This window comes from Bradyrhizobium sp. LB13.1, assembly GCF_054056815.1.
The window spans coordinates 1,914,602-1,937,865 of record NZ_JBSRYQ010000001.1; the positions used below are offsets into that span (position 1 = coordinate 1,914,602).

17 protein-coding genes, 1 tRNA gene and 4 pseudogenes are annotated in these 23,264 nt (G+C 64.7%); 15 read left to right on the forward strand and 7 right to left on the reverse strand.

Going from position 1 to position 23,264, the window contains the following annotated elements; genetic code table 11:
* Window positions 1-21 precede the first annotated feature (21 nt).
* A tRNA-Ile gene (locus tag ACVWYI_RS09005) sits at window positions 22-97 on the reverse strand.
* A gap of 348 nt (window positions 98-445) precedes the next feature.
* Window positions 446-1,424 (reverse strand): annotated as a pseudogene (locus ACVWYI_RS09010) (Bug family tripartite tricarboxylate transporter substrate binding protein).
* Window positions 1,425-1,535: 111 nt separating this feature from the next.
* Here ACVWYI_RS09010 and ACVWYI_RS09015 point away from each other — a divergent pair.
* Window positions 1,536-2,513 carry a TAXI family TRAP transporter solute-binding subunit gene (locus tag ACVWYI_RS09015; protein WP_456661728.1) on the forward strand — a complete coding sequence of 326 codons (978 nt, stop codon included), beginning with the start codon at window positions 1,536-1,538 and terminating at the stop codon, window positions 2,511-2,513.
* A gap of 124 nt (window positions 2,514-2,637) precedes the next feature.
* Here ACVWYI_RS09015 and ACVWYI_RS09020 read toward each other — a convergent pair.
* Window positions 2,638-3,869: pseudogene (locus ACVWYI_RS09020) on the reverse strand (ABC transporter substrate-binding protein).
* A gap of 101 nt (window positions 3,870-3,970) precedes the next feature.
* Window positions 3,971-4,346, reverse strand: a pseudogene (locus ACVWYI_RS09025) (substrate-binding domain-containing protein); the annotation flags it as partial.
* Window positions 4,347-4,439: 93 nt separating this feature from the next.
* Between ACVWYI_RS09025 and ACVWYI_RS09030 the strand changes: the two are divergent.
* From ACVWYI_RS09030 to ACVWYI_RS09040, 3 genes and pseudogenes are all read left to right on the forward strand, one after another.
* Window positions 4,440-5,273 carry a substrate-binding domain-containing protein gene (locus ACVWYI_RS09030; protein WP_247347360.1) on the forward strand — a complete coding sequence of 278 codons (834 nt, stop codon included), beginning with the start codon at window positions 4,440-4,442 and terminating at the stop codon, window positions 5,271-5,273.
* Between the two features lie 54 nt (window positions 5,274-5,327).
* A pseudogene (locus ACVWYI_RS09035) lies at window positions 5,328-6,435 on the forward strand (molybdopterin-binding protein).
* A 13-nt stretch (window positions 6,436-6,448) separates the two neighbouring features.
* Complete coding sequence (locus tag ACVWYI_RS09040) at window positions 6,449-8,398, forward strand: molybdopterin biosynthesis protein (RefSeq protein WP_456661729.1); 1,950 nt, start codon at window positions 6,449-6,451, stop codon at window positions 8,396-8,398.
* A gap of 7 nt (window positions 8,399-8,405) precedes the next feature.
* Here ACVWYI_RS09040 and mobA read toward each other — a convergent pair whose 3' ends face one another.
* Together mobA and fdhD are read right to left on the reverse strand one after the other, a co-directional pair.
* Window positions 8,406-9,041 carry a molybdenum cofactor guanylyltransferase MobA gene (gene mobA, locus ACVWYI_RS09045; RefSeq protein ID WP_354047448.1) on the reverse strand — a complete coding sequence of 212 codons (636 nt, stop codon included), beginning with the start codon at window positions 9,039-9,041 and terminating at the stop codon, window positions 8,406-8,408.
* Window positions 9,028-9,918, reverse strand: coding sequence for a formate dehydrogenase accessory sulfurtransferase FdhD (gene fdhD / locus ACVWYI_RS09050; RefSeq protein ID WP_456661730.1), 891 nt, complete (start codon window positions 9,916-9,918; stop codon window positions 9,028-9,030). Before fdhD ends, mobA begins: the two co-directional genes overlap by 14 nt.
* A gap of 204 nt (window positions 9,919-10,122) precedes the next feature.
* Between fdhD and mobB the strand changes: the two genes are divergently transcribed.
* The 8 genes from mobB (at window position 10,123) to ybaK (ending at window position 19,916) form a co-directional block, all read left to right on the forward strand.
* Window positions 10,123-10,650 (forward strand): molybdopterin-guanine dinucleotide biosynthesis protein B, encoded by a 528-nt coding sequence (mobB, locus tag ACVWYI_RS09055; RefSeq protein WP_456664498.1) that lies wholly within the window; start codon window positions 10,123-10,125, stop codon window positions 10,648-10,650.
* A 9-nt stretch (window positions 10,651-10,659) separates the two neighbouring features.
* Window positions 10,660-11,916, forward strand: coding sequence for a molybdopterin molybdotransferase MoeA (locus ACVWYI_RS09060; RefSeq protein ID WP_247441087.1), 1,257 nt, complete (start codon window positions 10,660-10,662; stop codon window positions 11,914-11,916).
* Between the two features lie 66 nt (window positions 11,917-11,982).
* Window positions 11,983-12,246, forward strand: coding sequence for a sulfurtransferase TusA family protein (locus ACVWYI_RS09065; protein ID WP_247441085.1), 264 nt, complete (start codon window positions 11,983-11,985; stop codon window positions 12,244-12,246).
* Window positions 12,247-12,563: 317 nt separating this feature from the next.
* Complete coding sequence (locus tag ACVWYI_RS09070) at window positions 12,564-14,216, forward strand: OFA family MFS transporter (RefSeq protein WP_456661731.1); 1,653 nt, start codon at window positions 12,564-12,566, stop codon at window positions 14,214-14,216.
* A gap of 91 nt (window positions 14,217-14,307) precedes the next feature.
* The gene (locus tag ACVWYI_RS09075) at window positions 14,308-14,592 is read left to right on the forward strand and encodes a hypothetical protein (protein ID WP_456661732.1); all 285 of its coding nucleotides are present in this window, start codon (window positions 14,308-14,310) and stop codon (window positions 14,590-14,592) included.
* Window positions 14,593-14,828: 236 nt separating this feature from the next.
* The gene (locus ACVWYI_RS09080; protein ID WP_456661733.1) at window positions 14,829-16,538 is read left to right on the forward strand and encodes an NADH-ubiquinone oxidoreductase-F iron-sulfur binding region domain-containing protein; all 1,710 of its coding nucleotides are present in this window, start codon (window positions 14,829-14,831) and stop codon (window positions 16,536-16,538) included.
* The gene (fdhF, locus tag ACVWYI_RS09085) at window positions 16,535-19,303 is read left to right on the forward strand and encodes a formate dehydrogenase subunit alpha (RefSeq protein WP_354107371.1); all 2,769 of its coding nucleotides are present in this window, start codon (window positions 16,535-16,537) and stop codon (window positions 19,301-19,303) included. The genes ACVWYI_RS09080 and fdhF overlap by 4 nt, the downstream gene beginning before the upstream one ends.
* Before the next feature lie 139 nt (window positions 19,304-19,442).
* On the forward strand, window positions 19,443-19,916 hold the full coding sequence (gene ybaK, locus ACVWYI_RS09090) for a Cys-tRNA(Pro) deacylase (protein ID WP_456661734.1): 474 nt from the start codon (window positions 19,443-19,445) through the stop codon (window positions 19,914-19,916).
* A gap of 11 nt (window positions 19,917-19,927) precedes the next feature.
* Here the strand turns inward: ybaK and ACVWYI_RS09095 are convergent, their stop codons facing one another.
* Window positions 19,928-20,623 carry a GntR family transcriptional regulator gene (locus ACVWYI_RS09095; protein WP_456661735.1) on the reverse strand — a complete coding sequence of 232 codons (696 nt, stop codon included), beginning with the start codon at window positions 20,621-20,623 and terminating at the stop codon, window positions 19,928-19,930.
* Between ACVWYI_RS09095 and ACVWYI_RS09100 the strand changes: the two genes are divergently transcribed.
* From ACVWYI_RS09100 to tcuB, 3 genes are read left to right on the forward strand one after another with little or no spacing between them, the layout of a single operon-like run.
* Window positions 20,622-20,780 carry a hypothetical protein gene (locus ACVWYI_RS09100; RefSeq protein WP_247441071.1) on the forward strand — a complete coding sequence of 53 codons (159 nt, stop codon included), beginning with the start codon at window positions 20,622-20,624 and terminating at the stop codon, window positions 20,778-20,780. The genes ACVWYI_RS09095 and ACVWYI_RS09100 overlap by 2 nt on opposite strands.
* Complete coding sequence (tcuA, locus tag ACVWYI_RS09105; RefSeq protein ID WP_456661736.1) at window positions 20,777-22,168, forward strand: FAD-dependent tricarballylate dehydrogenase TcuA; 1,392 nt, start codon at window positions 20,777-20,779, stop codon at window positions 22,166-22,168. The genes ACVWYI_RS09100 and tcuA overlap by 4 nt, the downstream gene beginning before the upstream one ends.
* Window positions 22,155-23,261, forward strand: a complete 1,107-nt coding sequence (gene tcuB / locus ACVWYI_RS09110) for a tricarballylate utilization 4Fe-4S protein TcuB (protein WP_456661737.1) — start codon at window positions 22,155-22,157, stop codon at window positions 23,259-23,261. The genes tcuA and tcuB overlap by 14 nt, the downstream gene beginning before the upstream one ends.
* Window positions 23,262-23,264 lie beyond the last annotated feature (3 nt).

The following is a 23,264-nucleotide window of genomic DNA, read 5'->3' on the forward strand; positions in this document are numbered from 1 at the left end:
GCGGTCTGACAATCAACCTGCTGGTGGGCCCGGCAGGACTCGAACCTGCAACCAGACCGTTATGAGCGGCCGGCTCTAACCATTGAGCTACAGGCCCCGCCGCGAGACGGCCGCGAGAAAGCGCGGCCGGCAACGGTGCGCGGTTCGTTTACAGGGATGGAGCCGGGGGTGCAATGCTGGCTCTGGCGGATGGAAACGTTGGCGCAGCATCGCCGGTAATTTTTGAATACCCGAAACTTGCGACGATGCACTTATGCTCCTGTTTTGCCCGACAAGTCAAATTGCCATGCCTAGGGCTCGATTTTTTCGCTGCCATAACTCTTTGTAATCGCTGGCCTATTCTACTGTGCATGGGGTTGTTTTCGGCGTTTTTGATTGGAGGGGGTCTTCCCATCCCCCTCCGATGTCTCGCTGGCGAGCTGCAAGTTCGCGGCTGAGGCTGCCCCTAGTCCACCGAAACCCCGGCGAACTCCACCACCTTGCGCCACTTCTCGGTCTCGTCGGTGACCAACTTGCCGAACTCGGCCGGCGTCATCGGCTTGGGGATGCCGCCGGTCTCGGCGAGACGGGCGATCAGCTTCGGGTCCTTCAGCGCTTCGCCGACGGCCTTGTTGAGGATATCGATCACGTCCGGCGGCGTGCCCTTCGGCGCGGAGATGCCGTAGAAGCCGACCGCTTCGAAGCCCGGCACGGTTTCGGCGATCGCGGGCACATCGGGCACGCTCGGCCAGCGCTGCGGCGAGGTCACGCCGAGTGCGCGGACATTGCCGCCCTTGGCCTGCTCCAGCGCGGACGGAAGATTGTCGAAGATCAGCTGCACCTTGTTGGAGATGATGTCGGGGAAGGCGATCGCCGAGCCGCGATAGGGCACGTGCACCATGTCGCACTTGGTCATCACCTTGAACAGCTCGGCCGACATGTGCACCGAGGTGCCGTTGCCGGAGGAGGCGAAGGAGATTTTTCCGGGATTGGCCTTGCAGTAGTCGATGAACTCCTGAACCGTCTTGGCGGGGAACGCGTTGGAGACGACCAGCATGTTGGTGAGCTGCATGATGCTCGCGACCGGCACGGTGTCGCGCAGGAAGTCGAACGGCAGCTTCTTGTACAGCGAGGTCGAGATCGCGTTGTTGGGCGCGACGAACAGCAGCGTATAGCCGTCCGCCGGCGAGCTGATCGCGGCCGCGGCGGCGATGTTGCCGCCCGAGCCGGTGCGGTTCTCGACGATGAACTGCTGGCCGAGACGGTCCGACAGCCATTGCGCCATGATCCGCGCGACGATATCGACCGGGCCGCCGGCGGAGAAGCCGATGATCCAGTGCACGGGACGATCGGGATATCCGGGCTGCGGAGGCGGGAGGTGCGGCGCTAAAAAGCGTTGAAATGAAAACCAGCCCGAAAATACTGTTACGCAAAATTCGCAACATGAAGTCTCCCATTGTTCTATTGTCGTTGGGCTGCATGCTTTCACAAAATCGGGGCGCTGCCTACATCCATCGTCGCAAGTCGATGTTGACGCGGGCCCGCCGGGACCGACCATGAGATTCGCAATCACCATTGTTCTCGGCGCGGCGCTGCTTTCAAGCCCCGCCGCTGCTCAAACCGGAGGCAAGCCCATTTCGACCACGACAATCAGCTCTACGATCAGCCTGGGCACCGCGACGCCCGGCGGCGGCTTTCCCCTCTATGGCAACGCCTTCGCGCAAGCGATGAATGCGGCCGATCCGCAAGCCATTATCGTCCCGCGCAACACCAAGGGCAGCAACGAGAACATTCCGCTCTTGGAGAAAGGCGAGCTCGATCTCGCTTTGGTCGCGGGCGAGCCGGCCTATGAAGCCTTTGCCGGCATCGGCCGCGGGCCGGTCCGGCTGAAGATTCTCACTGCGATCTATTCCAACCCCGGCTTGTTCGTGGTGCGCGCGGACAGTCCGTACAAGACGATTCGCGATCTCGTCGGTCAGCCCGTCGCATTCGGCGCAAAAGGCTCGGGCCTGCCGATCCTGGCGCGCTACGTGCTGGATGGGCTCGGCCTGAAGCAGGACGAGGATTTCAAGGCTGTTTATCTCGACCGCGCCGGCGACGGTCCCGCGATGGTCGAGGATGGACGTGTCGCCGCACTCTGGGGCGCCGGCATCGGCTGGCCCGGCTTTGCGGCGGTGGCCTCGAGCGCGTCAGGCGCGCGCTTCATCGCGCCCAGTGCCGAAGAGATCGCGCGCATCCGCGCCAAACATGCGTTCCTGAAGCCGCTGACCGTGCCGGCGGGCAGCTATCCAAAACAATCCGAGCCGATCGCCTCGCTCGGCTCCTGGAGTTTTGTCCTGACGCGCGAAGACCTGCCGGACGATGTCGCCTACCGGCTGGCGAAGACGCTGCACGGCGTCGAGGCAAATCTCTGCAAGCAGCTCGCGCAGGCCTGCGAGACCACGGCCGCGAACACGGTCGCGGCCGCGCCGAAGCCGGAGCTGATCCATCCGGGCGTGATGAAGTATTTTCGCGAGATCGGAGTGGTGAAATAGGGCGCGCAGTACACCCACAGCCGTCATGCCCGGGCTTGTCCCGGGCATCCACGTTCTTGGTGCCGTCTGAAAGATCGTGGATGGCCGGGGCAGCCCGGCCATGACGACCTCTCTCACTACACCGTCACTTCTTCACCATCGCACACGCCGGGTCCGGTGGCCCGAACGCCTTGTCGCCGGAGATCGTCGCGAGGATCTTGTAATAGTCCCACGGATATTTGCTCTCCTCCGGCGTCTTCACCTGCACCAGCCAGAGGTCGTGCACCATCAGATTGTCCTCGCGCAGTTTGCCGTTGCGGGCGAAGAAATCCTCGATCGGCTTTTCCCGCGCATCTTCGCGGCGACCTTGAGCGGATCGTCGGTGCCGGTTTCCTTGATGGCGTTGAGATAGTGCATCACGCTCGAATAGACGCCGGCCTGCCACATCGACGGCATCTTGTTCATCTTGGCGAAGTAGCGCTTCGACCATTCGCGGGTCTTGTCGTCCATGTCCCAATAGAACGACGTCGTCAGCAACAGCCCTTGGGCAGCCTGCAAGCCGAGGCCATGGATGTCGGTGATCAGCGCCAGCAGCGCCGCCATCTGCTGGCCGCCCTTGAACACGCCGAACTCCGATCCGGTCTTGATCTCGTTCATATTGTTGGGCGGACCGGCGGCGATGCCGATGATCTTGGCCTTGGAGGCCTGCGCCTGCAGCACGAACGAGGAGAGGTCGGGCGTTGCCAGCGGCGGCTTCACCGAGCCCAGCACCTTGCCGCCGTTGGCGGTCACGACCGCCGAGGCGTCGCGCTCCAGCGAATGGCCGAAGGCGTAGTCGTCGGTGATGAAGAACCAGCTGTCACCGCCGCGCTTGACCACGGCGTCCGCGGTGCCGACCGCGAGCGCGCGGGTGTCGAACACCCACTGGATCGCGTAGGGCGAGCAGAACTTGCCGTGGAAATCGGCGGTGCCGGTGGAGTGGGTGATGAACAGCCGCTTCTTCTCGTTGGCCATGTTCTGCACCGCGAGCCCGACCGCGGAGACCGGCACGTCGACGATCAGATCGACCTGGTCAACGTCGTACCAACGCCGCGCGATGGCGCCGCCGATGTCGGCCTTGAGCTGGTGGTCGCCGACGACGATGCTGATCGGCTTGCCGAGCACGGTGCCGCCGAAATCGTCGATCGCCATCTGCGCCGCCGTCACCGAACCCTGGCCGGTCGGTGCCGAGGCCGGGCCGTTCATGTCGGTGAGCACGCCGATCTTGACGATGTCGTCGGAAACCTGCGCCATTGCGGCGCCCGGCAGCAGCGTTGCCGCCAGGAACGTCGCTGCAAAGCCGGCAGCGACCGGCAGTCCAAATCTCGTTGGCTTCACGCGTGTCCTCCCCTGATCCGGCGCGTTGGCCGGTGTTGCTTCCCGGGTATGGCCCGGCTGAATTGGTTTCTTTTGCAACTATTTGGGGGCGGGCGTCAACGTCAGGCCGCGAAGCGGATTTGTCCGGCCGGCGAGGGATCGTAGCCGGTCAGCTCCTCGGCGCGCTGCCGCAACCGTTTTTCGCTGAGGAACCGGATCAAGGCCTACATGGTGGGGCGGAAATAGCTGCGCTGCCGCATCGCCATTCTGGCACCGAGCGCGAGCACGTCGGAGAGGCCGCGCAGCCGTTTCGGATTGCCCGGCGGCAGCACGAGACCCTGCTCGCGGCGCACGAACGCGACCAGCAATGCATCACGTAGGTCCGGAGCGTCACGCAGCACTGGCGGCAGCGGCAAGATTGCCGTCGGCATCGAGGCTGTGGAAGTGCACTGCCACGGCCGTCACCTCGTCGCGCTGCAGGCGCTCCAGCCCGCGTGCGCGCAGCGATTGCGCCGGAACGAGCAAACGCGTCACGAGTGCGGCGCAATCCATCATCATCATGCTCGCGTCATAGCCAATTGGAACCCGATCATGGCCGTCCGCCGCCTGTCCGTTGCACTCGCGCTTCTCTGCGGCCTCGCCGCGGGCGTTGCGGCCTCATCCGCGGAGGACCGCGCGATCGTGCTGGCCACGACCACGGCGACGCAGGAGTCCGGCCTGCTCGATTATCTGCTGCCGATCTTCCGCGAAAAGACCGGCATCGACGTGACGGTGATCGCGCGGCGCGCCGACGAGGTGCTCGACGGGGCGCGGAGGGGCGAAGTCGACGTCGTGCTGATGCACGCACGGCCGCAGGAGGAGAAATTCGTCGCGGACGGTTTTGCCGTGAAGCGCTTTGACGTGATGTACAACGACTATGTGCTGATCGGGCCGAAGAGCGATCCCGCCGGCGTGAAAGGCAAGGACATCGCAACCGCGCTGAAAGCGATCGAGGCCAAGGGTGCGCCGTTCGTGACGCGCGGCGACCGCTCGGGCACGCATGCCGCAGAGCTCGCGCTCTGGATCGTCGCCGGTATCGACATCGCGAGCGTCAAGGGCGCTTGGTATCGCGAGTTCAAGCAGGGCATGACCTCCGCCCTCGACGCAGCGCGCACGGCGAACGCCTATGTACTGTCCGACCGCGGCAGCTGGATCGCATTTCGGGAGCGCGGCGATCTCGACGTCCTCGTCGAAGGCGACAAGCGGCTGCTCAACCAATACGGCGCGATGCTGGTGAACCCCGCGAAGTTTCCGAACGTGAATAAGGAGCTCGGGCAAGACTTCATCGACTGGCTGACCTCGCCGGAGGGGCAGGCGGCGATCGCCGGATACAAGGTCGACGGACAACAGCTGTTCTTCCCCAATGCGGACAAGTCAGGCGGCTGACGTCCGTATCGCCAACGGTTGCCAAACCTGGCGATGCATGGTCCATCATGGCGCATGACCCAGCGCCTGCCGCCATCGCTGACGCCGCTCGACACCGCGCTCGCTGCGTTGCTGAAGGGGCTTGATCCGCTCGCGCCGGTGCAGTTGCCACTGACTGAAGCGGCCGGCTGTATCGCGGCGGGCACGCCGCTGCTTGCGGCCCATCCGCCTCGCGACGTCGCTGCCGCGGACGGCTGGGCATTATGCGCCAATGATTTGGTCGGCGCGTCCTCCTATTCACCGCTGCCTCTCGCAACGGCGCCCGCCTGGGTCGATGCGGGGGACGCGATGCCGGCGGGGTGCGACTGTGTGCTCGATGCCGACGCAGTCGAACTGTCCGGTCCGCTCGTCCAGGTGCTGGCGGAGGGCGTGCCGGGGCAGGGCATCAGGCGCGCCGGAAGTGACATCGACGGAGGCACGCCTGCCGCGGCAGAGGGGTGTCCGGTCGGTCCTGCCGCTCTGCTGCTCGCGCGCGCCGCCGGACTGGACCGACTGAGCGTGCGCCGTCCGCGGCTGCGCATTGTCAATGTTACCAGGCGCAACGGGGACCATGCATCTGATTGCGGACATCGCGCGCGCCGCAGGGCTGGATGTGCAAACGCACGCGGCCGGTGCGCGAGATGCGGCATCGATCGCGGAGGCGTTCGACGCTCCCACCTGCGATCTCCTGCTGATGGTCGGCGGCAGCGGCGTCGGTAGCAAGGATGCCGCTGTCACGGCGCTGGCCCGGCGTGGTGATGTGATCGCGCATGGTCTTGCGCTCCAGCCCGGACGCACTGCGGCGGCCGGGCGGCTCGGACAGGTTCCCGTCGTCGCCTTGCCCGGCTCGGCCGATCAGGCGCTTGCGGTCTGGCTCGCGCTCGTGCTGCCGCTCGTAGACCGGCTGTCGGCGCGGCTGCCGCGCCGACGGATAACCTTGCCGCTCGCGCGAAAAATCGCATCCAGCGTCGGCATCGCCGAAATTAGCCTGCTGGCCGAGGAACATCATGCGTGGGTGCCGCTTGCGGTAGGCGAATGGCCGCTCCAGGCAATTGCCCGTGCCGACGCATGGCTGCTTGTTCCAGCCAGTCACGAGGGATTTGCAGCGGGCGCGCCGGTCGATGCCTATCTGATGCGGGAATGATACGAGCTTTGGTATGACGATGATCCCGCAATCGCAAGTCCGCAGCGCCCTCGAACAGGAGCAGTTCCTCAAAATTCTGTCCCGCGAGGAGGCACTGGCACGCTTCGAGGCCGCGCTGTTCCCGCGCGCGGTCCCAAGCGAAAGCCGCAAGCTTGCCGATGCGCTCGGTGCGGCACTCGCCGAAGACATCACCGCGCCGATCGACGTGCCGCCGTTCGACCGTTCCAATGTCGACGGCTTTGCGGTGCGCTCGGCGGACCTTGCAGCGGCCGGCGAAGGCGCACCGGTTCGCATCGGGTTGAATGGCGAGATCATCCACTGCGGTACCGCACCGGCGCTGCAAGTGGTGGCGGGAACCGCAACGCCGATTGCCACCGGCGGTCCGCTGCCGCGCGGTGCCGATGCCGTCGTCATGGTCGAGCACACCCAGCCGGCCGGCCTTGATGCGATCGACGTCCGTCGTGCGGTGTCCCCCGGGCAATTCGTATCCTATGCGGGATCCGACATCGCGCGCGGCGAGGCGCTGCTGCGCGCCGGCACGATCATCGGCTCGCGCGAGATCGGCATGCTGGCGGCCTGCGGCATTGCAGACGTGACCGTCGCGCGCAAACCGCGGGTTGCCGTGATCTCCACCGGCGATGAGCTGGTCCAGCCCGGCGAGGTGCTCGCGCCCGCCGCGATCTACGATACCAACGGCGCGATCGTCACCGCTGCGATCGACGAGAACGGCGGCGATGCGGTTTTCCTCGGCGCGATTCCGGACGACGAAGCCAGGCTCGAAGCCGCCATGCGCAGCGCGCTTGCGGATGCTGACATGCTGGTGCTCTCCGGCGGCACGTCGAAAGGCGCGGGCGATCTCTCTCATCGCATCATCGGCCGGCTCGGCCAGCCCGGCATCGTCGCGCATGGTATTGCGCTCAAACCCGGCAAACCGTTGTGCCTTGCGGTCTGCGACGGCAAGCCGGTGGTGATCCTGCCGGGTTTTCCGACCTCGGCGATGTTCACCTTCCACGACATGATCGTGCCGGTGCTGCGCAAGATGGCCGGGCTGCCACCACGCTCCGATGCCAAGGTGAACGCGACTGTGCCGGTGCGCATTGCTTCCGAGCTCGGCCGCACCGAATTCGTCATGGTCTCGCTGGTCGAAGGCAGGGACGGCTTGATTGCCTATCCCTCCGGCAAGGGCTCCGGTGCGATCACGTCGTTCGCGCAGGCCGACGGTTTTTTGCGCATCGACGCGCTCGCCGAGCAGATGCCGGCCGGGACCGAGACCGAGGTGACGCTGTTTACGCCGCATGTGCGGGTGCCCGATCTCGTCATCGTCGGCAGCCATTGCACCGGCCTCGATCTCGTCACCGCGCAACTCGCGCACGCCGGCTTGACCGTGCGCTCGATCGCGGTCGGCAGTCTCGGCGGGCTTGCAGCGGCGCGGCGCGGCGAATGCGATCTGGCGCCGATCCATCTGTTCGACGACAGGAGCGAGACCTACAATACGCCTTACCTCGTCGAAGGACTCGAGCTTGTGCCGGGATGGCGCCGGATGCAGGGCATCGTGTTTCGCCAGGGCGACAAGCGTTTCGAAGGCCTGGACGCGAAGCAGGCCGTCGCCGCCGCGCTCTCCGATCCCGTCTGCATCATGGTCAATCGCAACCAGGGCGCCGGCACGCGCATCCTGATCGACCGGCTGCTCGGTGGTGCGCGCCCGGAAGGGTATTGGAACCAGCCGCGCTCGCACAACGCGGTGGCCGCGGCCGTCGCACAGCACCGCGCCGACTGGGGCATGACCATTGCGCCGGTCGCCCATGCGGTCGGCCTCGGTTTCATTCCGCTCGCGGAAGAGCATTATGATTTCGCGCTGGTGACAGTGCGCAAGCAGCGGCCGGCGGTGCAGGCCTTTCTCGCCGCACTCGGCTCGGACGAGGCGCGCGCCGCGCTGGAGCGGGCCGGTTTCCGGCCAGCTTAGAGCTGGATTAAGACGCCGCATCCAGCGCGGCCAGCCGCTCGGCTTCCGCGATATCCTCGAACGTATTGGCGTTGAAGAACGGATCGAGCGGCTCGGTCGGCCACGTCACCGTCGCGAGCGGGTAGCGCGCGGTCCAGCGGTCGATCTTGCGGAGGTCTTCGACCACCAGCGCGTGACGCAGTTCGTCGCGCAAGCCAACGCGCCACAATCCGATCACCGGATGCGACTGGTCGCCTGACGCCGCAACGGCGAGCTCGGCATTCGCCGCGATGCGCTCTTCATGCAAGCGCGCGACCAGATCGCGCGGCAGGAAGGGGCAGTCGCCGGCGGCGCTGAGCACCCACTCCACCTCAGACCGGTTCGCTGCGGTCCAGTCGAGCGCGGCAAGGATGCCGGCGAGCGGGCCGGGAAAGCCGGGGACATCGTCGGCGACGACCTGCAATCCGAATGAATCAAAGCGGGCGGGATCGCCGTTGGCATTCAGGATCAGTCCGCTGCATTGGGGCGCAAGGCGTGCGATCACCCGCTCCAGGATGGTGCGCCCGCCGATGGTCCGCATCGGCTTGTCGCCGCCGCCCATGCGCCGCGCCAGGCCACCGGCGAGCAGCACGCCTTGCGTCGTCGGAAAGCTAGTCTCCACCACCTTCACCCTTGCGCTTGTGCTTGGCCGATTCCTCCTCGATGTAAGCGAGGTTCTGGTCGTAGACGATGCGCTCTTCGCTCGCGAGTGCGATGAAGCGTTTTCCGCGCGCGCGTCCGACCAGCGTCAGCCCGACCTGGCGTGCGAGATCGACGCCCCAGGCCGTGAAGCCGGAGCGCGACACCAGGATCGGAATTCCCATGCGCACCGTCTTGATCACCATCTCCGAGGTGAGCCGTCCCGTGGTGTAGAGGATCTTGTCGGATGCATCGACACCGTGGCGGTACATCCAGCCCGCGATCTTGTCGACGGCGTTGTGACGGCCGACGTCCTCGGTGTAGCAGAGCGGTTCCCCCTCCCTGCACAGCACGCAGCCATGGATCGCACCGGCTTCCAGATAAAGCGAGGGCATCGTGTTGATGGTCTGGGTCATCTGGTAGAGCCAGGAGGTGCGCAACTCGGCCTTCGGCAACGCAACGCTCTCGACCGCTTCGAGAAGGTCGCCGAAGGCGGTGCCCTGCGCGCAGCCCGAAGTCTGCGTGCGCTTCTTCAGCTTGGCTTCGAAATTGGTGTGGTGTTCGGTGCGCACCACGACCACCTGGAGGTCGTCGTCGTATTCGACCTCGGTGACCTCGTCATTATATTTCAGCATGTTCTGGTTGAGCAAATAGCCCAGCGCCAGATATTCCGGGTAGTCGCCGATCGTCATCATGGTGACGATTTCCTGCGAATTCAGGTAGAGCGTCAGCGGCCGCTCCATCGGCACCTTGATCTCGATCCTGGCGCCGGACTGGTCGGCCCCGGTCACGCTCTGGGTCAGGCGCGGGTCGTCCGGGTTCGGCGCGATCACGGGCACCGGGGCTTTGTCGATCTTCATCATGGCCGCGAGGTTAGCATGACATTGGGGTCAAGCCGATATAAGCATGGCGGTGGAAAGCGAAAATGTCTCTCTTCTCGTCATTGCGAGCGCAGCGAAGCAATCCAGAGTTTATCCGCGGAGGCACTCTGGATTGCTTCGCTGCGCTCGCAATGGCGGAACGGGCGGTTCCAGCCGCGTGATACGGCTGGCGGAGATCACGTTGTGATGAAAGTCATCGGCCTTGCAGGCTGGAGCGGTGCGGGCAAGACCACGCTGTTGACGCGGCTGATCCCGCATTTCAACGCGCGGGGCTTGCGCGTCTCGGTCATCAAGCATGCGCATCACCAGTTCGACGTCGACGTGCCCGGCAAGGACTCTTGGCGCCATCGCGAGGCCGGCGCGGCCGAGGTGCTGGTGGCTTCGTCAAATCGCTGGGTCCTGATGCATGAGTTGCGCGGCGCGGCGGAGCCGCGACTGCCGGAACTGTTGAGCAAGCTGTCCGCGGTCGATCTCGTCGTGGTCGAAGGCTTCAAGCGCGAGCCGCATCGCAAGATCGAGGTGCATCGCGCCGCGAACGACAAGCCGTTGCTGTTTCCCGATGATCCCGGAATTTTCGGGATCGCGGCCGATGTCGCCATTGAAACGCGACTGCCCACCGTCCATCTCGATGATATCGAGGCTGCTGCGGCGCTGCTGCTCCGCGCGGCGATGCCGGTCGAGGAAGCGGTCGCGAAAAGCGCTGCGATGCGTTGACGAGGCACCATGGCGCAATTGTCCGACGATTGTTTTGCCTTCGGTGGACCGATGATGTCGGTCGGCGAGGCCGTTGGCCTGATCACGACGCGCGTCAGCGCGATTGCCGATCTCGAAACCGTGGCGCTGGTCGATGCGGACGGGCGTGTGCTGGCGCGCGACATTGCGGCGCCTCTGCCGCTGCCGCCGTTCACCAACTCGGCCGTCGATGGCTACGCCGTGCGCAACGCAGATGTTCCGGACAGCGCGGAACGGGCGCTCCCGCTCGACGGCCGCATCCAGGCCGGCGGCCTTGCGCAGGCGCAGATCAAGGCCGGCCATACCGCGCGCATCTTTACGGGCGCGCCGATGCCGCCGGATGCCGAAACCGTCTTCATGCAGGAAGATGTGCGCATTGATGATTCCGGCCGGATTGTGCTGCCGCCGGGGCTGAAGCCGGGCGCCAATGTCCGCCCTGCGGGCGAGGATATTCCCGAAGGACACATCGCGCTGCGCGCAGGCCAGCGCTTGCTGCCGCAGCATGTCGCGCTCGCCGCGGCGTTCGGCCTTGTCAGGCTCGACGTCGTCAGGCGCATCCGCGTCGCGGTGTTTTCGACCGGCGACGAACTGGCTTCGCCCGGCGAGCCGCGCGCGACCTCGCAGCTCTTCGACTCCAACCGCTTCATGCTGATGGCGATGCTGCGCCGGCTCGGCTGCGAGGTCAGCGATCTCGGCATATTGCGCGACGAGCGCAACGCGCTCGCAAATGGCTTGAAGCAGGTGGCAAGCAGCCACGACCTGATTCTCACCACCGGCGGCGTCTCGACCGGGGAGGAGGATCACGTCAAGGCGGCGGTCGAAAGCATCGGCTCGCTGGTGTTGTGGCGGATGGCGATCAAACCGGGACGGCCGGTGGCGATGGGCATCATCGAGGGCACGCCGCTGATCGGATTGCCGGGCAATCCCGTCGCGAGTTTCGTGACTTTCGTGCATGTGGTGCGGCCGACGGTGCTGGCGCTCGCGGGCAGCCTGGCCGAGCCGCTGTTGCCGATCCCGGTGCGCGCGGCATTCACCTACAAGAAAAAGATCGGGCGGCGCGAATATGTTCGGGCGTCCTTGCGGCGCGGACAGGACGGCGCACTCGAGGCTATCAAGTTCCCGCGCGAAGGCGCCGGCCTGTTGTCGTCGCTGGTCGAGACCGACGGTCTCATTGAACTGGGCGAAGACATCACCCAGGTCGAGCCGGGGCAGGGTGTAGGTTTCCTATCCTATGCCGATCTGCTCTGAGGCTTGGCGTTGTCTTGGCGTTGTCTTGGCGTTGACGCCATCAACCCAGCCCTCCATGTTGCGCCCATGACCAGAACGACGCTCGATCTCACCGGGTTGAAATGCCCGCTGCCCGCTCTGAAGACGCGCAAGGCGTTGAAACCCTTGCAGCCGGGCGATCAGCTCGAGGTGTACTGCACGGATCCCTTGTCGGTGATCGACATCCCGAACCTGATCCGCGAGACCGGCGGCACGGTGGAGATCACCGAGCGCAACGACACGCGCGTCGTGTTTTTGATAGAGAAGGCCGATAGGCCGATAGAAAAAATCAATGGTGCGCCGCCCACTTAGCCAGCGGTCACTCGGTTGATACCTACCTTTTGTCTATCGACATCGCTCATCACTTCTGCCCCAATTGACTTCCTCCGCCGAGACGCGGAGGTCGAGTCTTGCCCGCGATACGCGGAGCAACGGGACATCGCATGAAGCCTGAACGCGGCGTCGGGCATAGATCTCGGAGTTGAGGGGTTAACGTTTGGATGTGCGTGACAATCCTGGCGCGCATCGTGTGATTGTGCGGAGCAGCAGGGACAGGCTGCACCGCAATGGGCTGAGGAACAGGATCTAGCGGCGGGCCGCTCAGAAGGGCGTCCGCAGGGGAGGAACGCATGACGACAATCGAGAGCGCTGGAACGATTTCAGGCGCCGGCGCGGGTTTTCTTGATCGCGAGCGCACGATCGCCAAGGCAGGCTTCAATCGCTGGCTGGTGCCGCCGGCCGCGCTGTGCATTCATCTCTGCATCGGCATGGCTTACGGCTTCTCGGTGTTCTGGCTGCCGCTGTCGCGCGCGATCGGCATCACGGCGCCGAAAGCCTGTCCGGACATGTCGCTGTGGCAGGAGCTCTTCACCACCAGTTGCGACTGGAAGGTCGCAAGCCTTGGCTGGATGTTCACCCTGTTCTTCGTCGTGCTCGGCGTTTCCGCTGCTGTCTGGGGCGGCTGGCTCGAACGGGCTGGTCCGCGCAAGGCCGGTTTCGTCGCGGCGATCTGCTGGTGCGGCGGCCTGTTCCTCGGTGCGATCGGAATCTACACCCACCAGCTCTGGCTGATGTGGCTAGGGTCCGGCGTGATCGGCGGCATCGGCCTTGGCCTCGGCTACATCTCGCCTGTGTCCACGCTGATCAAATGGTTTCCCGATCGCCGCGGCATGGCGACCGGCATGGCGATCATGGGTTTCGGCGGCGGCGCCATGATCGGCGCACCGTTTGCCAACATCCTGATCAACTACTTCAAGACACCGACCGATGTCGGCGTGTGGAAGTCCTTCCTCGTGATGGGCATCGTCTATTTCGTCTTCATGACAATCGGCGCTTTCGCCTACCGCGTGACGCCGGCCGGCTGGAAGCCTGACGGCTGGACGCCGCCGAGCGAGAAGAAGACAATGATCTCCGAGCATCACGTCCATCTCGACAACGCGCACAAGACGCCGCAGTTCTGGCTGATCTGGTGGGTGCTGTGCCTGAACGTGTCGGCCGGCATTGGCGTGATCGGCATGGCCTCTCCGATGCTGCAGGAGATCTTCGCCGGCAAGCTGATCGGCCATCCGGAGCTCGCCTTTGGTCAGCTCTCGGTCGAGCAGAAGACTGTCATCGCCGGGATCGCGGCGGGCTTCGCGGGCCTACTGTCACTGTTCAACATCGGCGGCCGCTTCGTCTGGGCGTCGTTGTCTGACTATATCGGCCGCAAGAATACGTATTACACGTTCTTTATCCTCGGCATCGTGCTCTACGCATTGGCGCCGACGTTTGCGGCGATGGGCTCGAAGATGCTCTTCGTGCTCGGCTTCGGCATCATCCTGTCGATGTATGGCGGCGGCTTCTCCACGGTGCCGGCCTATCTGGCCGATATGTTCGGCACTCAGTTCGTCGGCGCGATCCACGGCCGGCTGCTGACGGCGTGGTCCACCGCCGGCATCATCGGCCCCGTTGTCGTGAACTACATCCGCGAGTTCCAGCTCGCAGCGGGCGTGCCGCGTGACCAGCTCTACAACACGACCATGTACATTCTCTGTGCCATGCTGATCGCCGGCATCATCTGCAACTACCTGATCAAGCCGGTCGACTCGAAATGGTACATGAGCGAAGCCGAAGTCGCGAAGTTGCAGGCGGCGGGCGCCGGCGCCAATACGGTTCAGACGGGCTCGTTCGGGATCGGAACCGGCGGCCTCGATATCAAGGCTGCATTGTTCTGGCTGTTCGTCGGCGTTCCGCTGGCGTGGGGCGTGTACAAGACGCTCGAGAGCGCGGTTAAGATCCTGTAATCGCAAACCCACATCGTCGCGGGATGCTGACTGCTCAGCATCCCGCGATGCTCGTCTTTCAAGTCAAGAATGGGATCTAGGGGGATTCTTTATGCTCAGCACTCGTATCTGCCTTGTCGCCATGCTGCTGGCCGCAAGCCTTCATACCGCGTCCGCGCAAACCGCCACGACGCCTGCCACCGCGGCACCGGCCGCGACGACCACGGCCAAGCCGCCTGGCAAGATCAAGCTCAGCATGCAGAAGCTGAAAGACATGAAGGCGAAATGGGCAGCCAACAAGCCGAAGCTCAAGGCCTGCCGTGCCGAGGTAAAGTCCAAGGGCCTCGCTGGCGACGACCGCTGGTTCTACATCGAAGAGTGCATGAGCAAGACCTGAGATCGGGTTCCGCCTGGCGCTTGGGTAAAGGGGCATGGCGGGCGACCGCCTGCCTCCTAAATCATTCCAGGGACGTTCTAAATTGTCTTGCATCTGGCATACCAGAGATTAGAGTTGCGTCGAATTTGGCTTGGTCAGCGGGAACTGGTTTCGCTGATCGAGTCGGAAATGAAGGCGGATCGCATTGGCGATCTGGCCTAAACTCATCGCGCATTTGAGGAGAACGCGACGTCTCCATGAGCAGCAACGACGACGTTCACAAGGTTCGCGAGTTCGAACATCCCGGCCAGGGACGGAAGCGCGCTAAATCCACGCCCAAGGGACGGCAGGTCGATCCCACCGCGTCCCATGAGATCGAGCAGCTGCTCGGCGACAAGCCGCGGCGGCGCGACCTGTTGATCGAATATCTGCATCTGATCCAGGACAAGTATCGCCAGATCTCGGCCGCGCATCTCGCCGCGCTCGCCGACGAGATGAAGCTCGCGTTCGCCGAGGTGTTCGAGACCGCAACGTTCTACGCGCATTTCGACGTGGTGAAGGAAGGCGAGCCTGACATCCCGCCGCTGACGGTCCGCGTCTGCGATTCGCTGACCTGCGCGATGCTCGGGGCCGAGAAGCTGCTCGCCGATTTGCAAGACGTGTCGGGTCCCGGCATCCGCGTGGTGCGTGCGCCCTGCGTCGGCCGTTGTGACACCGCACCGGCCGCGGAAGTCGGCCACAACTTCGTCGATCATGCGACCGTCGCCAATGTCATGGCGGCCGCGAAGGCCGGCGACACCCACGCGCATCTGCCCAAATATATCGGCTACGACGCCTATGTTGCGGACGGCGGCTACAAGCTGCTCAACCGCTTGCGCTCGGGCGAACTGCCGACAGACGATCTGTTGAAGGCGCTCGATGACGCCTCGTTGCGCGGTCTCGGCGGCGCCGGCTTCCCGACGGGACGCAAATGGCGCGCAGTGCTCGGCGAGCCCGGTCCGCGGCTGATGGCGATCAACGGGGACGAGGGCGAGCCCGGCACGTTCAAGGATCGCGTCTATCTCGAAAGCGATCCGCATCGCTTCCTCGAGGGCATGCTGATCGGTGCGCATGTGGTGCAGGCCTCGGATATCTACATCTACCTGCGCGACGAATATCCGGCATCGCGCGAGATCATCGAGCGGGAGATCGCAAAGCTCCCGCCGGGCGGCCCGACGCTGCACATGCGCCGCGGCGCCGGCGCCTATATCTGCGGTGAGGAATCCTCGCTGCTAGAAAGCATCGAGGGCAAGCGCGGCCTGCCCAGGCACAAACCGCCGTACCCGTTCCAGGTCGGCCTGTTCGGCCTGCCGACGCTGATCAACAACATCGAGACGTTGTGGTGGGTGCGCGACATCGTCGAGAAGGGCGCCGACTGGTGGAAGGGTAACGGTCGCCATGAGCGGCACGGCCTGCGCAGCTTCTCGGTGTCGGGCCGCGTCAAGAACCCCGGCATGAAGCTCGCGCCCGCTGGCATCACCGTGCGCGAGCTGATCGACGAATATTGCGGCGGCATGGCCGACGGCCATCAGTTCTACGCATACCTGCCGGGCGGTGCGTCCGGTGGCATCCTGCCGGCGGCGATGGACGACATCCCGCTCGACTTCGGCACGCTTGAAAAATACGGGTGCTTCATCGGCTCAGCCGCGATCGTGATCCTGTCGCAAAAGGACAGCGTGCGCGCGGCCGCGTTGAATCTCATGAAATTCTTCGAGGACGAGAGCTGCGGCCAGTGCACGCCGTGCCGCGTCGGAACCCAGAAGGCCGTGCAGCTGATGCAGAAACCGGTCTGGAACCGCGCCCTTCTGGAAGAATTGAGCCAGGCGATGCGCGATGCTTCGATCTGCGGTCTCGGTCAGGCGGCATCGAATCCGCTGTCCACCGTGATCAAATATTTCCCTGACGAGTTCAAGGAAGCGGCCGAATGACGAAGATTACGTTCGAGCTCGACGGCAAGCAGGTCGAGGCCAACGCCGGCGAGACGATCTGGCAGGTCGCGAAACGCGGGGGTCGCGAGATTCCGCATCTGTGCTATACGCCGGCGCCGGATTATCGCCCTGACGGCAATTGCCGCGCCTGCATGGTCGAGATCGAGGGCGAGCGCGTGCTTGCGGCGTCCTGCAAGCGCACGCCATCGGTCGGCATGAAGGTGAAGACTGAGAGCGCGCGCGCGGTTTCCGCGCAAAAAATGGTCATGGAGCTGCTGGTCGCCGATCAGCCGGCGCGCGAGACCTCGCACGATCCGGAGTCCAAATTCTGGCACTGGGCCGAGGCCACCGGCGTCACCGAAAGCCGCTTCCCCGCCGCCGAGCGTTGGGCGACCGATGCCAGCCATCCGGCGATGCGCGTCAATCTCGATGCCTGCATCCAGTGCGGCCTGTGCGTGCGTGCCTGCCGCGAGGTCCAGGTCAACGACGTCATCGGCATGGCCTATCGCAACCATGGTTCGAAAATCGTCTTCGACTTCGACGATCCCATGGGCGAGTCCACTTGCGTCGCCTGCGGCGAATGCGTGCAGGCCTGTCCGACCGGGGCTCTGATGCCGGCCGTAATGCTGGACGAGAAGCAGACCCGCGTCACCTATGCGGACAAGAAGGTGGATTCGCTCTGCCCGTTCTGCGGCGTCGGCTGCCAGGTGACCTATGAGGTCAAGGATGAGAAGGTGATCTATGCCGAAGGCCGCGACGGCCCGGCCAACCGCAACCGTCTTTGCGTCAAGGGCCGCTTCGGCTTCGACTACATCCACCATCCGCATCGGCTGACCAAGCCGCTGGTGCGGCTGCCGAACGCGAAGAAGGATTCCAACGACCAGGTTGATCCGGCCAATCCCTTCACGCATTTCCGCGAAGCGAGTTGGGAAGAAGCGCTCGACATCGCGGCCAAGGGCCTGGTCAAGATCCGCGACGAGAAGGGCGTGAAGGCGCTGGCCGGCTTCGGTTCGGCGAAGGGCTCCAACGAGGAGGCCTATCTGTTCCAGAAGCTGGTGCGCACCGGCTTCGGTTCAAACAATGTCGACCATTGCACGCGTCTGTGCCACGCCTCGTCGGTCGCGGCGCTGTTCGAAGGCCTGAGCTCTGGCGCGGTGTCGGCGCCATTCTCGGCGGCGATGGACGCCGAGGTGATCATCGTGATCGGCGCCAACCCGACTGTGAATCATCCGGTCGCCGCAACCTTCATCAAGAATGCGGTCAAGCAGAATGGCGCAAAGCTGATCGTCATGGACCCGCGCCGGCAGTCGCTGTCGCGCCATGCGACCAAGCATTTGCAGTTCAAGCCGGGCTCCGACGTCGCCATGCTGAACGCGATGATCCACACGATCATCACCGAGGGGCTGACCGACGACCAATACATCGCCGGCTACACTGAGGGTTTTGAGGACCTCAAGGAGAAGATCAAGGAGTTCACGCCGGAGAAAATGGAGGCGATCTGCGGCATCTCTGCGCAGACCCTGCGTGAGGTCGCGCGAACCTATGCGCGAGCGAAATCGTCGATCATCTTCTGGGGCATGGGCATCAGCCAGCATGTCCACGGCACCGACAATGCGCGCTGCCTGATTGCGCTGGCGCTGATCACCGGCCAGGTCGGCCGCCCCGGCACCGGCCTGCATCCGCTGCGCGGCCAGAACAACGTGCAGGGTGCCTCCGACGCCGGTCTGATCCCGATGTTCCTGCCGGATTATCAGCCGGTCGATCGTGACGATCTGCGCGTGAATTTCGAGAAGGTGTGGCAGAAGGAGATCGATCCCGTTCGCGGCCTGACCGTGGTCGAGATCATGAACGCGGTCCATGCCGGCGAGATCACCGGCATGTATATCGAGGGCGAGAACCCCGCGATGTCCGATCCGGATCTGCAGCACGCGCGCGGAGCACTCGCGATGCTCGATCATCTCGTCGTGCAGGATCTCTTCGTCACGGAGACCGCTTTCCACGCCGACGTCATCCTGCCGGCCTCGGCCTTCGCGGAGAAGGACGGCTCCTTCACCAACACCGATCGCCGCGTGCAGCTCGCGCGCCAGGTGATCAAGCCGCCGGGCGATGCGCGGCAGGATCTCTGGATCATCCAGGAGATCGGCAAGCGCATGGGCCTGCCCTGGAATTACGCCGGTCCCGGCGACGTCTACACCGAGATGGCGGAGCTGATGCCGTCGCTCAAGAACATCAGCTGGGAACGGCTGGTGCGTGAAGGTGCCGTCACCTATCCGGCGGACGATCCGAACAAGCCCGGCAACGAGATCATCTTCACCACGGGCTTCCCGACCGCGAGCGGCCGCGGCAAGATCGTGCCGGCCAAGGTGATCCCGCCGGACGAGCTTCCCGACGCGGAATACCCGATGGTGCTCTCGACCGGCCGTGTGCTCGAGCATTGGCACACCGGCTCGATGACCCGCCGCGCGCAGGTGCTCGACCAGATCGAGCCCGAGGCTGTGGCCTTCATGTCGCCGAAGGACATGCACAGGAAGAAGCTTGCGCCCGGCGATTTCATTCGGCTCGAGACCCGCCGCGGCGCGGTCGAGGTCAAGGTCCGCTCGGACCGCGACGTTCCCGAGAACATGGTCTTCATGCCGTTCTGCTACGCGGAAGCGGCAGCGAACTTGTTGACCAACCCGGCGCTCGATCCGTTCGGCAAGATTCCGGAGTTCAAGTTCTGCGCGGCCAGGGCCGAGCGCGCGGAAATGCGCGACGCGGCGGAGTAAAGCTCCGCCGCGTGTGCGGCGCCTCTGCGTACCCGCACCGTCATTGCGAACGTCGCGAAGTAATCCAGGATCTTTCCCCGGAACGCTCGGGATTGCTTCGTCGCTTCGCTCCTCGCAGTGACGGTGGTAAACATGATCTATGTCCAAAATCACCCCAGCCACGCGCGCGCTTGAAACCGCCGGCATTGCCTTCACCGTCCACACCTACGACTACGATCCCGATGCCGAGAGCATCGGACTCCAGGCCGCATTGGCGCTCGGCGAGGACCCCGCGCGCGTCCTGAAGACGCTGATGGCGCTGGTCGACGGCAAGCCGGTCTGTGTCATTGTCCCGTCCGACCGCGAAGTCTCGATGAAGAAGCTCGCCGCGACTGCGAGCGGCAAGTCGGCGCAAATGATGAAGCCGCTCGAAGCCGAGCGAGTCACCGGCTTCAAGGTCGGTGGCATCAGCCCATTCGGGCAGCGGAAGCCCGTGCGCACCGTGATCGAGCAAAGTGCGCTCGTGCATGGTCAGGTCTACATCAACGGCGGTCAGCGCGGATTGCAAGTGCGGCTCAAACCGGATGATGCGCGGGTCGTGTTGAAGGCGGTCGTCGCGGATGTGGTAGCCTGAGCGTCTCGCCGCTACTGCTTTTGCAAAAGCTTCAGCCGGCAGCGCAGCGCTTCGCGGATGTGTGCGCGCGCGAGTTGCTCCGACTTGTCGCCGTCGCGAGCCGCGATGGCGTCGATGATGGCCTGGTGCTCGCCATGGCTGGTCGAGGGGCGGCCCGATACGGAGAAGGTGGTGGGACCGAGCAGTGCGATCCAGTCCTGCAATTCGCCTGACGCGTTGTCGAGATAGCGGTTGCGCGCTGCGCGGCAGATCGCCTCGTGGAACGCGCGGTTCAGCCTTGCCATTTCTCCTGCCATCTCGGCGGCATCGGCCGCAGACGCTTGGACAAAAGCCTGTTCGATATCCCTGAGCGCGTCGACCTCGGTCGCTGAGGCGTGCTCCGCGGCCAGGCGCGCGGCGGCGCCTTCCATGATCTCGCGCATGGCATAGAGTTCGAGCACCTCGGAGATGTCGAGGTTGCGCACGATGAGGCCGCGGCCGCCGGCGGGTTCGACGAACCCGCGCGCCGCGAGCCGGCCCAGAGCCTCCCGCACCGGCGTGCGGCTGACCTTCAGCCGCTTGGCGACCTCCTCTTCGCGCAGGCGGTCGCCGGCGCGGTAGCTGCCGGCCTGCAGCGCCTCGCAGAGCGAGCGGAACACCGCTTCGCCCAGCGCGACACCGCCGCCGCGCGCGATCGATCCGCCTGCCTTTGCCGGGCGTCTGGCCATGTTTTCCCTCGCGGCGCATCCTGCCCATGCAGAGATGCCGCTTGCAACGCTGATGTATATCTTTGTATACAAAGGTACGCAATGGCGGCCGGGATTGACCGAGGCGGCCGGCGGGCAGAATGTCTCTAACTTCGTCGGCATCGGGCAGACGGCATGAGCAGTAAATACGACGTGCTGGTGATCGGCGGCGGCAATGCGGCGCTGTGTGCGGCGATCAGCGCCCGGCGTGGCGGCGCCTCCGTCCTCGTGCTGGAGGGCGCGCCAAAGTTCTATCGCGGCGGCAACACCCGCCATACCCGCAACATGCGCTGCGCCCATGACGCCGCCACCGACATCCTGACCGGCCCCTACACTGAGGAAGAGTTCTGGGAGGATCTGCTGCGCGTTACCGGCGGGCAGACCGACGAGGTGCTCGCCCGTCACATGATCCGGGAATCCAAGGACATTTTGAACTGGATCGTGGAGCAGGGCGTGCGCTGGCAACCCTCGCTCGGCGGCACGCTGAGCCTCGGTCGCACCAACTCCTTTTTCCTTGGCGGCGGGCGGGCGATGCTCAACGCGCTCTATCTCACTGCCGAGCGGCTCGGCGTCGAGGTCCAATACGACGCCGAGGTCACCGACCTCATGATCGAGGACGGCATGTTTCTCGCCGCGCGCCTCAAGCGGCCGATCAATGGCGAGACCGAGATCCGCGCGACGGCGCTGGTCGCCGCGGCCGGCGGGTTCGAGGCCAACATCGAATGGCTGAAGCAATATTGGGGCGAGGCCGCCGACAATTTCCTGATCCGCGGCACGCCCTATAATCGCGGTTCGATCCTGAAGATGCTGCTCGACAAGGGCGTGCAGGAGGTCGGCGACCCCACGCAGTGCCATGCGGTCGCGATCGACGCCCGCGCGCCGAAGTTCGACGGCGGCATCATCACGCGTCACGACTCGGTCGTATTCGGCATCGTCGTCAACAAGCACGCCCAGCGTTTCTACGACGAGGGCGAGGACATCTGGCCGAAGCGCTACGCTATCTGGGGCCGGCTGGTCGCGGCGCAGCCGGACCAGATCGCCTACATCATCTTCGATTCGACCGTCGTCACCTCATTCATGCCGACACTGTTCCCGCCAATCGCCGGGCAGACCGTGGCTGAGCTCGCCGGCAAGCTCGAGCTCGATCCAGTTGCGCTGGACAAGACCATCACGGAGTTCAATGCCGCAGTGCGGCCCGGCACCTTCGACCATACTGTTCTGGACGATTGCCGCACCGAAGGCATCACACCGCAGAAGACGCATTGGGCGCGGCGGATCGAGGCGCCGCCTTATCTCGCTTATCCGGTGCGGCCCGGCATAACCTTCACCTATCTCGGCACGCGCGTGACCAGGGAGGCGCGGATGCTGATGGCTGACGGCAAGCCGTCGGCCAACATGTTCGCAGCCGGTGAGATCATGGCCGGCAACGTGCTCGGCAAGGGCTATGCCGCCGGCGTGGGCATGACCATCGGCAGCGTGTTCGGGCGGATCGCAGGACGGGAAGCGGCGAAACATGCACGGAACTAGGATTCTCGACGAAGCCGACCGCCTGATGACGGTCTGCAATTCCTGCCGCTACTGCGAGGGACTGTGCGCGGTGTTTCCCGCCATGGAAATGCGCCGTGCCTTCTCCGACGGCGACCTCAATTATCTCGCCAATCTCTGCCATTCCTGCGGCGCCTGCTACGTCGACTGCCAGTTCTCGCCGCCGCATGAATTCAACGTCAACGTCCCGCAGACGCTGGCGATCGCGCGCGCCGAATCCTATGCCGCCTATGCCTGGCCACAGGCGCTGTCCGGTGCGTTCGCGCGCAACGGCCTCGTCATCAGTGTCATCGCCGCGCTCAGCATGGCCGCCTTCATTCTCGGCTTCGCCGTCCTGAACGACCGCAGCGTGCTGTTCGGCGTGCACACCGGTCCCGGCGCGTTCTACAGACTGATGCCGCACAATGCGATGGCCGCATTATTCAGCGCCGCCTTCCTCTATGCGATCCTCGCGCTGGTCATGAGCGTGCGTGCGTTCTGGCGCGACATCGGCACGCCGATCGGCGGCCGTGCCGATGGGGGCTCGATCTTCCAGGCGATCCGCGATGCGGGCGAGCTGCGCTATCTCCACGGCGGCGGCGTCGGCTGCTACAACGAGGACGAGAAGCCGACCGACCGGCGCAAACTGTATCATCACCTGACCTTCTACGGTTTCCTGCTCTGCTTCGCCGCGACGTCGGTGGCTACGCTCTATCATTATTTGTGGGGACGCGAGGCTCCGTATCCGTGGTGGGATCTGCCGGTCGTGCTTGGTACGCTTGGCGGCATCGGTCTCATCATCGGGCCGATCGGCCTGTTCGCGGCCAAGATGCGGCGCGATCCGGCGTTGCTCGACGAGAGCCGCTACGGCATGGATGTCGGTTTCATCGCCATGTTGTTCCTGACCGGCTTCACCGGCATGCTGCTTCTGCTCCTGCGCGAGACCGCCGCCATGGGGCCGCTGCTTGCGCTGCATTTGGGCGCAGTGTTCGCGCTGTTCATCACCATGCCCTATGGCAAGTTCGTGCACGGCATCTATCGCTTTGCGGCACTGGTGCGCTATGCGCAGGAGCGGCGCAGCGAAGCCGGCTCTTGAGAT

Coding starts and splice junctions, on each gene's coding strand:
- ACVWYI_RS09015 (WP_456661728.1), top strand. CDS start 1,536: ATGAGATTCGCAATCACCATTGTTCTCGGCGCGGCGCTGCTTTCAAGC.
- ACVWYI_RS09030 (WP_247347360.1), top strand. CDS start 4,440: ATGGCCGTCCGCCGCCTGTCCGTTGCACTCGCGCTTCTCTGCGGCCTC.
- ACVWYI_RS09040 (WP_456661729.1), top strand. CDS start 6,449: ATGACGATGATCCCGCAATCGCAAGTCCGCAGCGCCCTCGAACAGGAG.
- fdhD (WP_456661730.1), bottom strand. CDS start 9,918: ATGATGAAGATCGACAAAGCCCCGGTGCCCGTGATCGCGCCGAACCCG.
- mobB (WP_456664498.1), top strand. CDS start 10,123: ATGAAAGTCATCGGCCTTGCAGGCTGGAGCGGTGCGGGCAAGACCACG.
- ACVWYI_RS09060 (WP_247441087.1), top strand. CDS start 10,660: ATGGCGCAATTGTCCGACGATTGTTTTGCCTTCGGTGGACCGATGATG.
- ACVWYI_RS09065 (WP_247441085.1), top strand. CDS start 11,983: ATGACCAGAACGACGCTCGATCTCACCGGGTTGAAATGCCCGCTGCCC.
- ACVWYI_RS09070 (WP_456661731.1), top strand. CDS start 12,564: ATGACGACAATCGAGAGCGCTGGAACGATTTCAGGCGCCGGCGCGGGT.
- ACVWYI_RS09075 (WP_456661732.1), top strand. CDS start 14,308: ATGCTCAGCACTCGTATCTGCCTTGTCGCCATGCTGCTGGCCGCAAGC.
- ACVWYI_RS09080 (WP_456661733.1), top strand. CDS start 14,829: ATGAGCAGCAACGACGACGTTCACAAGGTTCGCGAGTTCGAACATCCC.
- fdhF (WP_354107371.1), top strand. CDS start 16,535: ATGACGAAGATTACGTTCGAGCTCGACGGCAAGCAGGTCGAGGCCAAC.
- ybaK (WP_456661734.1), top strand. CDS start 19,443: ATGTCCAAAATCACCCCAGCCACGCGCGCGCTTGAAACCGCCGGCATT.
- ACVWYI_RS09100 (WP_247441071.1), top strand. CDS start 20,622: ATGTTTTCCCTCGCGGCGCATCCTGCCCATGCAGAGATGCCGCTTGCA.
- ACVWYI_RS09095 (WP_456661735.1), bottom strand. CDS start 20,623: ATGGCCAGACGCCCGGCAAAGGCAGGCGGATCGATCGCGCGCGGCGGC.
- tcuA (WP_456661736.1), top strand. CDS start 20,777: ATGAGCAGTAAATACGACGTGCTGGTGATCGGCGGCGGCAATGCGGCG.
- tcuB (WP_456661737.1), top strand. CDS start 22,155: ATGCACGGAACTAGGATTCTCGACGAAGCCGACCGCCTGATGACGGTC.